The organism is Pseudomonas sp. RAC1 (assembly GCF_030658255.1).
Lineage (GTDB): Bacteria > Pseudomonadota > Gammaproteobacteria > Pseudomonadales > Pseudomonadaceae > Aquipseudomonas > Aquipseudomonas boreofloridensis.
The window spans coordinates 193,689-205,922 of record NZ_JAUTXS020000037.1; the positions used below are offsets into that span (position 1 = coordinate 193,689).

Genomic DNA, 12,234 nt, shown 5'->3' on the forward strand with positions numbered 1-12,234 from the left:
TTGTCGTAGCCTTGCAGGGGCGCGGACCGACGCCGGGCCCCGTATTCAGATCGCTCAGTCGAAGACGATGCCCTGCGCCAGCGGCAACTCGCGGGAGTAGTTCACGGTGTTGGTCTGCCGGCGCATGTAGCCTTTCCAGGCATCCGAGCCGGACTCGCGTCCACCACCGGTTTCCTTCTCACCGCCGAAGGCGCCGCCAATCTCGGCGCCGCTGGTGCCGATGTTGACGTTGGCGATGCCGCAATCGCTGCCGGAGGCGCTCTGGAAGCGCTCGGCCTCGCGCACGTCGGTGGTGAAGATGCACGACGACAGGCCCTGCGGCACGGCGTTGTTCAGGTGCAAGGCCTGGTCGAAATCGTCGTAGGCCAGCACGTAGAGAATCGGCGCGAAGGTTTCGTGACGCACCACCGCGCTCTGGGTCGGCATCTCGACGATGGCCGGCGCCACGTAGTAGGCATTCGGATAGCGCTCGGCCAGTTGCCGCTCGCCGCCGAACACGGCCCCCCCCTCGTCACGGGCCTGGGCCAACGCGCCCTGCATGGCGTCGAACGACTGTTGGTCGATCAGCGGACCGACCAGATTGTCCTGGCGGGGATCACCGATACGCACCTTGGCGTAAGCAGCCTTGAGGCGAGTGAGCACTTCGTCCTTGATCGAACGGTGGACGATCAGCCGGCGCAGGGTGGTGCAGCGTTGACCTGCGGTGCCCACGGCAGAGAACAGGATGCCGCGCACCGCCAAGTCCAGGTCGGCGCTGGGGGCGAGAATCATGGCATTGTTGCCACCGAGTTCCAGGATGCAGCGGCCGAAGCGCGCGGCCACCCGTGGCGCCACTTCGCGGCCCATGCGGGTGCTGCCCGTGGCGCTGATCAACGCGACACGCGGGTCGTCGACCAGGGCCTCGCCGGCTTCACGGGCGCCGATCACCAGTTGGCTCAGTCCCTGGGGCGCATCGGCGAAGGCGTCCAGCGCCTGGCCCAGCAGCGCCTGGCAGGCCAAGGCAGTCAGCGGGGTCTTCTCCGAAGGCTTCCATACCACGGCGTTGCCCGCCACCAGCGCCAGCGTGGTGTTCCACGCCCACACCGCCACCGGGAAGTTGAACGCGCTGATCACGCCCACCACACCCAACGGGTGCCAGGATTCACGCATGTGGTGGCCGGGACGCTCCGAGGCGATGGTCAGGCCGTACAGTTGACGCGACAAGCCGACGGCGAAATCGCAGATGTCGATCATCTCCTGCACTTCGCCCAAGCCTTCCTGGGTGATCTTGCCCGCCTCGATACTCACCAGTTCGCCCAATTCGGCCTTGTGCGCCCGCAGCACCTCGCCGAACAGGCGCACCAACTCGCCACGGCGCGGGGCCGGCACATCGCGCCAGCGCTCGAAGGCTTGCTGCGCACGGTCGATGCAGGCCACGGTCTGGTCCTTGCCCAGCAGTGTCACCGAAGCGATGCGGCTGCCGTCGATCGGCGTGTGGACAGGGTGTTCGCCCTGGGTGTAATCCGCAGCGGCAACGCCGAGACGCTCGAGCAATCCAGCAACCATGGTGCTTCTCCTGGAATCGTTTGGACAGTTGAAAAGTGACTGGCAATCAGTATTAATCCGATTGCTTCGCTGCTACAAATGACCTTTATTCCTCTAATCATTCCCCTCGGGAATGGTTGACTGTCTCGAGAACAACCATGTCCAAGCGCCTGGTCCCGTCGATGACGGCCCTGCAGTGTTTCGAGGCGGCGGCTCGCCACCTGAACTTCACCCGTGCCGCGCAGGAGTTGCACCTGACCCAGAGCGCGGTGAGCAAACAGGTGGCGCAGCTCGAAGAGCTGCTGCGCCATCACCTGTTCCTGCGTATCCGCCGGCGCTTGCAGCTCACCCCGGCCGGCGCGTTGTACCTGGCCGAGGTGAACAAGATCCTCACTCAGTTGGACATGTCCAGCCGCTACGTCCTGACCTACGGCGAGCAGACCGAAGTGCTCAAGGTCGCCACCCAGCCGAGTTTCGGCGTGCGCTGGCTGATCCCCCGGCTCAAGGGCTTCGGCAAGCGCCACCCGAACATTCACCTGGACATCCGCAACGAGATGGAGCCCTTCGCCTTGCTGCAAGGCTCGGCCGACGTGGTGTTCTTCTATGGACGAGGGACCTGGCCCGGCGCGACCTGCATCGAGTTGTTCGGCGAGGAGGTGGTGCCGGTGTGCGCGCCGGAGCTGCTCAGCGAGGGCGCGCTGAAGGGGCCGGCCGATGTGGCGGCGAGGGTATTGCTGCAAAGCACGTCGCGGCCCGAGGCTTGGCATGAATGGTTCCTGGAGCAGGGCCTGCACACCGACAACAGCTACCAGGGGCCGCGCTTCGATACCTTCTACATGGCGCTCAGTGCCGCTCAGTCGGGCTGTGGCGTGGCGCTGGTGCCGCGCTACCTGGCCAGCCGCGAATTGGCCGAAGGCAGCCTGGTGATCGCCTGGGAGCATGCGATGCAAAGCCCGGGCAAGCACTATCTGGCCTACGCCGAGCATGCGGCAGAAGTGCCCAAGGTCCGGGCACTGGTGGAGTGGATCGGCGTCGGCCAGTGAGCGTCAGGCGTGGCGGGCGTCGTGGCAGCGTTGGAAACGCGCCTCCAGGCCACGGTCGGGCATCTGGTGCGTGCGCAGGGCCTTGAGCGTCTGTTCCACATAGTCGCGCGTGGTGCCGAAGCGGCCCTTGGCATTGGCGAGGATCTGGCTGAGCAGGCTGTCGGGCAGGTTGCCGGCGTAGCACGGCAGGTGGCGCTCGAGTACGAAGCCCAGCGCCTGTACCTTGCTGCCGTCGTCCAGGCGGCAAGTCAGCCAGTGCGGACGATACGCCGGGAACGGCATCTCGCGTTGCCACAGGGCGCGCAGGGAGTCTTCCAGGCAGCGCTCTTCCAGACGATAGGCGAAGCCGCTGCATGAGCCGCCGCGGTCGAGCCCGAACACCAGGCCTGGGCATTCCGGCGTGCCGCGGTGCTCGTGGGACCAGAGGTACAAACCGCGGTGATAGCCATGCACGCGCGCGCGCCGGCGCTCCACCGAATCGCATTCCGGACGCCAGATCAGCGAGCCATAGGCGAACAGCCATACCGGCCCGCCTTCATGACGGGACATGGTCGCCTGCATCGAAAGATGCAGTTGATCGGGGGTCAGTTGCTGGCCGAAATCCAGCGAAGGGGGGTAGGACACTTGCCACTTAGAACTTTCAAGTACCGACATAGGCTGCCGCCGTTGTTTCCTGTGCAAAGCATGGACTGGGGTCTGTTTGAACGCAGTATGGGCGAGTGCAGATACAGTTCGGACAGAGCCCACGAACTTGCACCGCCAGCGCCCGCTGGCCGTCTGGGTCAGCGCATACGACGCTGGGTGAAGTCCATGCGCTTAACTTAAGGCAATCGCGCAGAGTATCTCAAGCCCCGAGAACACAGTTTTATGCACAATACCGACAGCCGGAGCGACGGTTATGAATAGATTAAAAGTTATTCATGCATTCAGTAATAATGGCGACCTTATAATCGACGCCTGCAACTTTGGTTATTACTGCGGACGTGTCATTGCGACACGTCCGTCGCTTCAATTGCGCGGGGCGTAGGCGAAGACGTCGGCGCGCATGCGGTGTGCATCCATGCCCGCTTCCACCAGGGCATCGAGCGTGGCATAGACCATGTTCGGCGAGCCGCTGGCATACACATGCACGCTGTTGAGGTCGGCGATGTCTTCGCGCACCGCCTCGTGCAACAGCCCGCAGCGTCCCTCCCAGCCACACAGGTCGCTGACCACCTTGTGCAGGAACAGATTGGGCAGGCGCTGCCACTGCGCCCAGTGGTCGATGGCGTAGAACTCGTCCGGGCGCCGCACGCCCCAGTAAAGGTGGACCGGGTGCTCGAAGCCGTGGGCACGGCAATGCTCGATCAGGCTGTGCATCTGGCCCATGCCGGTGCCGGCGGCGATCAGCACCAACGGACCGTCGGGCAGCTCGGCCAGATGGGCATCGCCGAACGGCAGTTCGACGCGCGCCATGCCCGTGCGTTGCAACTGCTCGATCAGTTGCACGGCGCTGCGCTCGCGAGCCAGCACGTGCAGTTCCAGATCGCGTCCGGCGTGGGGCGCCGAGGCCAGGGAAAACGCGGCCTTGTCCGCACCTTCGCGCTCGATCAGCAGGTACTGCCCGGCGTGATAGCGCGGCAGCTTGCCAGCCGGCGCGCGCAGGCGCACGCGCCAGACATCGCCGCCGACCTCGACGCATTCGCTGACGCTGCAGGCCAGCGCGCGCACGGGCAGTTCACCGAGGGCCAACACCCCATCCCACAACAGCACGCAGTCTTCCAGCGGCTCGGCGATGCAGGTGAACAGCTCACCCTGATCGCGGACCTCGCCGTCCTGGCGTACCCGCCCTTCCACCAGCAATGCCGCGCACACATGGCAGTTGCCGTTGCGGCAACTGCTCGGGCACTCGTAACCCAAGCGCCGCGCTGCTTCCAGAATCCTTTCGCCCGGCTGCACGGACAGTACCGCGCCGGACGGCTGCAAGGTCACCTGCATCACTCTATATTCCCAACTGGTCCCACAGCTCATCGATGCGGCGGGTGACGGCCTCGTCCTTGACGATGACCCGGCCCCATTCGCGTGTCGTCTCGCCCGGCCACTTGTGGGTGGCATCCAGGCCCATCTTCGACCCCAGGCCCGATACCGGCGACGCGAAGTCGAGGTAGTCGATCGGCGTGTTGTCGATCATCACCGTATCACGCTTGGGATCCATGCGCGTGGTGATGGCCCAGATCACGTCGTTCCAGTCGCGGGCGTTGATGTCGTCGTCGGTGACGATAACGAACTTGGTGTACATGAACTGTCGCAGGAACGACCACACGCCCAGCATGACGCGCTTGGCGTGCCCCGGATACTGCTTCTTCATGGTCACGACGGCCATGCGGTACGAGCAGCCTTCGGGCGGCAGGTAGAAGTCGACGATCTCGGGGAACTGCTTCTGCAGGATCGGTACGAACACCTCGTTCAGCGCCACGCCGAGAATCGCCGGTTCATCCGGCGGACGGCCGGTGTAGGTGCTGTGGTAGATCGGCTTGTGCCGATGAGTGATGCGCTCGACGGTGAACACCGGGAAGCTGTCCACTTCGTTGTAGTAGCCGGTGTGGTCGCCATAGGGGCCTTCGGGGGCCATCTCGCCCGGATGGATCACGCCCTCGAGAATGATCTCGGCGGTGGCCGGCACCTGCAAGTCGTTGCCACGGCACTTGACCAGTTCGGTACGGTTGCCGCGCAGCAGGCCGGCAAAGGCGTATTCCGACAAGGTATCGGGCACCGGTGTCACCGCGCCGAGGATGGTCGCCGGGTCCGCACCCAGCGCCACGGCGACCGGGAACGGCTGGCCCGGATGCTTTTCGCACCATTCGCGGTAGTCCAGCGCACCGCCACGGTGGCTCAGCCAGCGCATGATGACCTTGTTGCGACCGATCACCTGCTGGCGGTAGATACCCAGGTTCTGCCGGTCCTTGTTCGGACCACGGGTGACGGTCAGCCCCCAGGTGATCAGCGGCGCGACGTCACCCGGCCAGCAGTGCTGGATCGGCAGTTGCGACAGGTCGACGTCTTCACCCTCGACCACCACCTCCTGGCACACCGCGTCCTTGATCACCTTCGGCGCCATGGACACGACCTTCTTGAAGATCGGCAGCTTCGACCAGGCATCCTTCAGGCCTTTCGGCGGCTCGGGCTCCTTGAGGAAGGCCAGCAACTTGCCGATCTCACGCAGCTCGCTCACCGACTCGGCGCCCATGCCCATGGCCACACGCTCGGGCGTGCCGAACAGGTTGCCGAGCACCGGCATGTCGAAGCCGGTGGGCTTTTCGAACAGCAGCGCCGGGCCCTTGGCCCGCAGCGTGCGGTCGCAGACTTCGGTCATTTCCAGAATGGGCGAGATCGGAACCTGGATGCGCTTGAGTTCGCCGCGCTGCTCCAGGCCGCGAATGAAGTCGCGTAGATCGCGATACTGCATGCGTGAGCCTCATGTTGGCCGTATCGGTCGGGGTGCAGAGTGTAACGTGTTTGGCTGAAATGAGTGGGGGCCGCTACCTGCTTCGTCGCCGGTGAACCGTCCCGTCAGGAGCAGGTTCACCGGCGAAGAAACACGTAGCGGCCCCCACTTTTGCCGCGGTGAAACGCTTACTTGCGCTTCATCGACAGGAAGAACTCATCGTTGGTCTTGGTCTGCTTGAGCTTGTCGATGAGGAACTCGATGGCCGCCACTTCGTCCATCGGGTGCAGCAACTTGCGCAGGATCCACATGCGCTGCAGCTCGTCGTCGGCAGTCAGCAGTTCTTCGCGGCGGGTACCGGACTTGTTGATGTTGATGGCCGGGAACACACGCTTCTCGGCGATGCGACGGTCCAGCGGCAGTTCCATGTTGCCGGTACCCTTGAACTCTTCGTAGATGACCTCGTCCATCTTCGAGCCGGTCTCGACCAGCGCGGTGGCGATGATGGTCAGCGAGCCGCCTTCCTCGATGTTACGGGCCGCGCCGAAGAAGCGCTTGGGCTTTTCCAGGGCATGGGCGTCGACACCACCGGTGAGCACCTTGCCGGAGCTCGGAATCACGGTGTTGTAGGCACGGGCCAGACGGGTGATGGAGTCCAGCAGGATGACCACGTCCTTCTTGTGCTCGACCAGGCGCTTGGCCTTCTCGATGACCATTTCGGCGACCTGCACGTGGCGGGTCGGCGGCTCGTCGAAGGTCGAGGCGACCACTTCGCCGCGCACGGTGCGCTGCATCTCGGTCACTTCTTCCGGGCGCTCGTCGATCAGCAGGACGATCAGGTGGCACTCGGGATTGTTGCGGGTGATGTTGGCCGCGATGTTCTGCAACATGATGGTCTTGCCCGCTTTTGGCGGGGCGACGATCAGGCCGCGCTGACCTTTGCCGATGGGCGCGCACAGGTCGATGACTCGACCGGTGAGGTCTTCGGTGGAGCCGTTACCGGCTTCCATCTTCAGGCGATGGTTGGGGAACAGCGGGGTCAGGTTTTCGAAGAGGATCTTGTTCTTCGCGTTTTCCGGACGGTCGAAGTTGATGGTATCGACCTTCAGCAGCGCGAAGTAACGCTCCCCTTCCTTCGGCGGACGGATCTTGCCGACGATGGTATCGCCGGTGCGCAGGTTGAAGCGGCGGATCTGGCTGGGCGAGACGTAGATATCGTCAGGGCCGGCCAGGTACGAGGCATCTGCCGAACGCAGGAAACCGAATCCATCCTGGAGAATCTCCAGCACGCCGTCACCCGAGATTTCTTCGCCGCTCTTGGCGTGTTTTTTCAACAGGGCGAAAATCACGTCCTGCTTGCGCGAACGGGCCATGTTTTCGATGCCCATCTGTTCGGCCATTTCCAGCAGATCGGTAATCGGCTTTTGCTTGAGTTCTGTCAGGTTCATAAGGGGAGTGACGTAATCATGTAAGAAGGGGGGGAATTAAGCTTCTGGCTTAATGAAGCCGCGCCGCTAGATTGGCGACAGGATCGCGTACTGATTCGAATTGGGAGTGCGTCGGCGACGGCATGTAGAGGGCACTGGAGAAACAGTGCGAGGCCGAATGTAACACTTGCTTTTTTGGGCGTCTAGTGGTTTTGACGGTGGAAACCGGACCCAGGGGACGGGAGACGCGGTTCACCCAAGACTGCCACGAAGCAGCCCCGACACGCTCATGCGCACAGCATCAAGCGTCGGCGGGGCGCCTCACATCACAGGTGGGCGTCGATGAACGCAGTCAGTTGCGACTTGGACAGCGCGCCTACCTTGGTCGCTTCGACGTTGCCGTTCTTGAACAGCATCAGCGTCGGGATACCACGCACGCCGTGCTTGGCGGGTGTTTCCTGGTTATCGTCGATATTCAGCTTGGCGACGGTCAGCTTGCCATCGTAGCTCGAAGCGATGTCGTCCAGCACCGGGGCGATCATCTTGCAGGGGCCGCACCATTCAGCCCAGTAATCCACCAGTACAGGGCCTTCGGCCTTGAGCACTTCGGCCTCGAAAGTGGCGTCGGTGACGTGTTTGATCAGATCGCTGCTCATGGCGTTCTCCAGGTCGAAAGCGAAAAAAGTGGCCCATCATAGCCGTACCCACGGCCTATCGGAAGTCGCGAGCGATTGAGTGTCACTATAGTTGAGCAAGACGCTGTGAATGAAACTGTCATACAAGCGTCATAGGATCCGTTCCAGGCCTTCATCGAGCAGTCATGCAGGCCATCCGCACATTGCCTTGCGTCAACCCTTGCCATGCCGCGCGTTGGCGTCAGCCTGCGATCATGTCAGGATTGCCGGGTTATCGACCGAGAACAACCAGATATGCCGCATACCACCGCGAAGAACCTGTCCCTGATCGCCGCCATCGACCTTGGCTCCAACAGCTTCCACATGGTCGTGGCCAAGGCCCACCATACCGAGATCCGCATTCTGGAACGGTTGGGGGAGAAGGTTCAGTTGGCCGCCGGCATCGGCGAAGACCGCCTGCTCAGCGAAGAAGCCATGCAGCGCGGCCTCGAGTGCCTCAAGCGCTTTGCCCAGTTGATCAACGGCATGCCCGCCGGTGCCGTGCGCATCGTCGGCACCAACGCCCTGCGTGAAGCGCGCAACCGCAACGCGTTCATCCAGCGCGCCGAGGCCATCCTTGGCCATCCGGTGGAAGTCATCTCCGGTCGTGAAGAGGCCCGCCTGATCTACCTGGGTGTGTCGCACACCCTGGCCGACACGCCGGGCAAACGCCTGGTGGCCGACATCGGCGGCGGCAGCACCGAGTTCATCATCGGCCAGCGCTTCGAACCCTTGCTGCGCGAGAGCCTGCAGATGGGCTGCGTGAGCTTCACCCAGCGCTATTTCCGCGACGGCAAGGTCACTCCGGCACGCTATGCCCAGGCCTACACCGCTGCGCGCCTGGAACTGATGAGCATTGAAAACGCCTTGCACCGCCTGACCTGGGACGAGGCCATCGGCTCATCCGGCACCATTCGGGCCATCGGTGCGGCGATCAAGGCGAACGGCCAGGGCAGCGGCGAAGTCAACGCCGAAGGACTGGCCTCGCTCAAGCGCAAGCTGTTCAAGCTCGGCGAGGTCGACAAGATCGACTTCGAAGGGGTCAAGCCTGACCGCCGCGCGATCTTCCCGGCGGGCCTGGCGATTCTCGAAGCGATCTTCGACGCCCTGGAACTGCAGCGCATGGACCACTGCGACGGCGCCCTGCGCGAAGGCGTGCTGTTCGACCTGTTGGGGCGCCATCACCACGAGGACGTGCGCGAGCGCACCCTGAACTCGCTGATGGAGCGCTACCACGTCGATCAGGGTCAGGCCGCGCGCGTGGAGCGCAAAGCTGTGCACGCCTTCGACCAAGTGGCCAAGGCCTGGGACCTGGAAGACGGCAACTGGCGCGACTTGCTAGGCTGGGCGGCGAAGGTGCATGAAATCGGTCTGGACATCGCCCATTACCACTACCACAAGCACGGCGCCTACCTGATCGAGCACTCCGATCTGTCAGGCTTCTCCCGCGAAGACCAGCAGATGCTGGCGCTGTTGGTGCGTGGCCACCGCCGCAACATTCCCAAGGACAAGTTCGCCGAATTCGGTGACGACGGCGTGAAGCTGATCCGCCTGTGCGTGCTGCTGCGCTTCGCCATTCTCTTCCACCATATTCGCGGCACCCAGCAGATGCCCAAGGTGGAACTCAAGGCTGACGACGACAGCCTGGAAGTGGTCTTCCCCGAAGGCTGGCTGGAACAGAACCAACTGACCCAGGCCGACTTCGCCAACGAAGCCGAGTGGCTGGCGCGGGTGGGGTTCATTCTCAGCGTTCGCTGAACCTGTGCAAGCGGCCGGGTGCCGCGAACACCGGCCTGGCCGGTGTCAGGCCCCGCGACGCGCTTTGCTGGACATCAGTCGCAGCGGCGAAGCGCCGCTGCCACCGCCCTACCGCTGCGCGGCTAGCGTACGTTCAACACCGGATTGCTCAGGCGCTCCAGCAATGTCGCCTGGGCGCTGCGCGGGTTCTGGTTGCCGGTCGGCGTGCTACGGACATAGCGCCCGTCGGACTGCAGGGTCCAGGCCTGGGTGTTGTCGGTCAGGTAGCTTTCCAACTCCTTCTTCACCCGCAGCAGCAGCTTCTTGCCCTCGACCGGGAAGCAGGTCTCGACGCGCTTGTCGAGGTTGCGCTCCATCCAGTCGGCGCTGGACAGGTAGATCTGCTCGTCGCCGCCATTGAGGAAGTAGAACACCCGGGTGTGCTCCAGGAAGCGACCGATGATCGAGCGCACCGTGATGTTGTGCGACACCCCGGCGATGCCTGGCCGCAGGCAGCACATGCCGCGCACCACCAGGTCGATCTTCACACCCGACTGGCTGGCCTTGTACAAGGCCTTGATCACCTTGGCATCGGTCAGCGAGTTGAACTTGGCGATGATGTGCGCCGGCTTGCCGTCGAGGGCGAACTGCGTTTCGCGGGCGATCATGTCGAGCATGCCCTTCTTCAGGGTGAACGGCGCATGCAACAGCTTCTTCATGCGCAACGTCTTGCCCATACCGATCAACTGACTGAACAACTTGCCGACGTCCTCGGTGAGGGCGTCGTCGGAGGTCAGCAGGCTGTAGTCGGTGTACAGACGCGCGTTGCCGGCGTGGTAGTTACCCGTACCCAAGTGCGCATAGCGAACGATCTCGCCCTGCTCGCGGCGCAGGATCAGCATCATCTTGGCGTGGGTCTTGAACCCGACCACGCCGTAGATCACCACGGCACCCGCAGCCTGCAAGCGGCTGGCCATCTGCAGGTTGGACTCTTCGTCGAAGCGCGCACGCAGCTCGATCACCGCCGTGACCTCCTTACCGTTACGCGCTGCGTCGACCAGTGCATCGACGATCTCGGAGTTGGCGCCAGAGCGATACAGCGTCTGGCGCACGGCGAGCACGTGCGGATCCTTGGCGGCCTGGCGTAGCAGGTCGACCACCGGGGTAAAGGACTCGAACGGGTGCATCAGCAGCATGTCCTGCTTGCTGATCACGCTGAACAGGTTGTCGGCGTTCTGCAGGGTCTTGGGAATGGCCGGGGTGAACGGCGCGTACTGCAGCTCCGGGTGGCTGTCCAGGCCGGTGATGCTGAACAGGCGGGTCAGGTTGACCGGTCCATTGACCTGATACAGCTCGCTCTCGCTCAGACTGAACTGCTTGAGCAGGTAGTCCGACAGGTGTTTTGGGCAGGTGTCGGCGACTTCCAGGCGTACCGCGTCACCGTAGCGACGCGAGAATAGCTCGCCACGCAGCGCGCGGGCCAGGTCGTCGACCTCTTCGGAATCCAGTGCCAGGTCGGCGTTGCGGGTCAGGCGGAACTGGTAGCAGCCCTTGACCTTCATGCCCTGGAACAGGTCGTCGGCGTGGGCGTGGATCATCGACGACAGGAATACATAGTTGGCGCCCGCGCCACCCACTTCTTCCGGCACACGGATCACCCGCGGCAGCAGACGCGGCGCCGGGATGATGGCCAGGCCCGAGTCGCGACCGAAGGCATCGACGCCTTCGAGCTCGACGATGAAGTTCAGGCTCTTGTTCACCAGCAGCGGGAACGGGTGGGTCGGGTCGAGACCGATGGGCGTGATGATCGGCGCGATCTCGTCGCGGAAGTAGCGGCGCACCCAGGTCTTGAGCTTGGGCGTCCAGTAGCGGCGACGAATGAAACGAATCTGGTGTTTCTCCAGCTCCGGCAGCAGCACATCGTTGAGGATCGCGTACTGACGGTCGACCTCGATGTGCACCAGCTCGCTGATCCGCGCCAGCGCCTGGTGCGGCTGCAAGCCGTCGGCGCCGGCCTGTTCGCGGGCGAAATTGATCTGCTTCTTCAAGCCCGCCACGCGGATCTCGAAGAATTCGTCGAGGTTGCTGGAGAAGATCAGCAGGAACTTCAGGCGCTCCAGCAGCGGGTAGGACTCGTCCAGCGCCTGTTCCAGCACGCGGATGTTGAACTGCAGCTGCGAGAGCTCACGATGAATGTACAGGCTGCTGTCGTCCAGGCTCGGCACCGCAATGGCTGGAGCCGGGGCCGGCGCCGGCGCGGCGGCCTCGACAGCCGGTTCCGGCTCCGGTTCAGGCGCCGCCGGCAGGTCCGGCGGGGTCTGCACCAGCTCCTCCGGCAAGGCCTTGGCGTGTTTGATCTCGACAGCGGTGAGCACTTCGTTATTCATCTGAGTTCCTGTGAGGGC

General features: G+C 63.6%; 9 protein-coding genes. 2 read left to right on the plus strand and 7 right to left on the minus strand.

Features of this window, described 5'->3' with window-relative positions:
- Window positions 1-54 precede the first annotated feature (54 nt).
- Window positions 55-1,545: an aldehyde dehydrogenase family protein gene (locus Q7C30_RS16540; protein ID WP_116889824.1), complete on the minus strand. Its 1,491-nt coding sequence runs from the start codon at window positions 1,543-1,545 to the stop codon at window positions 55-57.
- A 137-nt stretch (window positions 1,546-1,682) separates the two neighbouring features.
- On the opposite strand from Q7C30_RS16540, the gene Q7C30_RS16545 reads away from it, so the two are divergent.
- Window positions 1,683-2,567 carry a LysR family transcriptional regulator gene (locus tag Q7C30_RS16545; RefSeq protein WP_304482949.1) on the plus strand — a complete coding sequence of 295 codons (885 nt, stop codon included), beginning with the start codon at window positions 1,683-1,685 and terminating at the stop codon, window positions 2,565-2,567.
- Between the two features lie 3 nt (window positions 2,568-2,570).
- Here Q7C30_RS16545 and Q7C30_RS16550 read toward each other — a convergent pair whose 3' ends face one another.
- The 5 genes from Q7C30_RS16550 to trxA all read right to left on the minus strand — a co-directional run bounded on the left by Q7C30_RS16550 (window position 2,571) and on the right by trxA (window position 8,074).
- Window positions 2,571-3,221: a gamma-glutamylcyclotransferase gene (locus Q7C30_RS16550; protein WP_029614735.1), complete on the minus strand. Its 651-nt coding sequence runs from the start codon at window positions 3,219-3,221 to the stop codon at window positions 2,571-2,573.
- Between the two features lie 354 nt (window positions 3,222-3,575).
- A complete protein-coding gene (locus tag Q7C30_RS16555; protein ID WP_317872152.1) occupies window positions 3,576-4,544 on the minus strand; it encodes a CDP-6-deoxy-delta-3,4-glucoseen reductase in 969 nt (322 codons plus the stop codon).
- Between the two features lie 4 nt (window positions 4,545-4,548).
- Window positions 4,549-6,012 carry a 4-hydroxy-3-polyprenylbenzoate decarboxylase gene (gene ubiD, locus Q7C30_RS16560; protein WP_039581901.1) on the minus strand — a complete coding sequence of 488 codons (1,464 nt, stop codon included), beginning with the start codon at window positions 6,010-6,012 and terminating at the stop codon, window positions 4,549-4,551.
- 167 nt (window positions 6,013-6,179) lie between these two features.
- Entirely contained in the window at window positions 6,180-7,439 is a 1,260-nt protein-coding gene (rho, locus tag Q7C30_RS16565) for a transcription termination factor Rho (RefSeq protein ID WP_039581904.1), read from the minus strand.
- 305 nt (window positions 7,440-7,744) lie between these two features.
- Window positions 7,745-8,074 (minus strand): thioredoxin TrxA, encoded by a 330-nt coding sequence (gene trxA, locus Q7C30_RS16570; protein ID WP_317872153.1) that lies wholly within the window; start codon window positions 8,072-8,074, stop codon window positions 7,745-7,747.
- A gap of 273 nt (window positions 8,075-8,347) precedes the next feature.
- Between trxA and ppx the strand changes: the two genes are divergently transcribed.
- The gene (gene ppx / locus Q7C30_RS16575) at window positions 8,348-9,850 is read left to right on the plus strand and encodes an exopolyphosphatase (RefSeq protein ID WP_116889826.1); all 1,503 of its coding nucleotides are present in this window, start codon (window positions 8,348-8,350) and stop codon (window positions 9,848-9,850) included.
- A gap of 122 nt (window positions 9,851-9,972) precedes the next feature.
- Here the strand turns inward: ppx and ppk1 are convergent, their stop codons facing one another.
- Complete coding sequence (gene ppk1, locus Q7C30_RS16580; RefSeq protein ID WP_317872154.1) at window positions 9,973-12,216, minus strand: polyphosphate kinase 1; 2,244 nt, start codon at window positions 12,214-12,216, stop codon at window positions 9,973-9,975.
- Window positions 12,217-12,234: the final 18 nt, after the last annotated feature.

Coding starts and splice junctions, on each gene's coding strand:
- Q7C30_RS16540 (WP_116889824.1), bottom strand. CDS start 1,545: ATGGTTGCTGGATTGCTCGAGCGTCTCGGCGTTGCCGCTGCGGATTAC.
- Q7C30_RS16545 (WP_304482949.1), top strand. CDS start 1,683: ATGTCCAAGCGCCTGGTCCCGTCGATGACGGCCCTGCAGTGTTTCGAG.
- Q7C30_RS16550 (WP_029614735.1), bottom strand. CDS start 3,221: ATGTCGGTACTTGAAAGTTCTAAGTGGCAAGTGTCCTACCCCCCTTCG.
- Q7C30_RS16555 (WP_317872152.1), bottom strand. CDS start 4,544: ATGCAGGTGACCTTGCAGCCGTCCGGCGCGGTACTGTCCGTGCAGCCG.
- ubiD (WP_039581901.1), bottom strand. CDS start 6,012: ATGCAGTATCGCGATCTACGCGACTTCATTCGCGGCCTGGAGCAGCGC.
- rho (WP_039581904.1), bottom strand. CDS start 7,439: ATGAACCTGACAGAACTCAAGCAAAAGCCGATTACCGATCTGCTGGAA.
- trxA (WP_317872153.1), bottom strand. CDS start 8,074: ATGAGCAGCGATCTGATCAAACACGTCACCGACGCCACTTTCGAGGCC.
- ppx (WP_116889826.1), top strand. CDS start 8,348: ATGCCGCATACCACCGCGAAGAACCTGTCCCTGATCGCCGCCATCGAC.
- ppk1 (WP_317872154.1), bottom strand. CDS start 12,216: ATGAATAACGAAGTGCTCACCGCTGTCGAGATCAAACACGCCAAGGCC.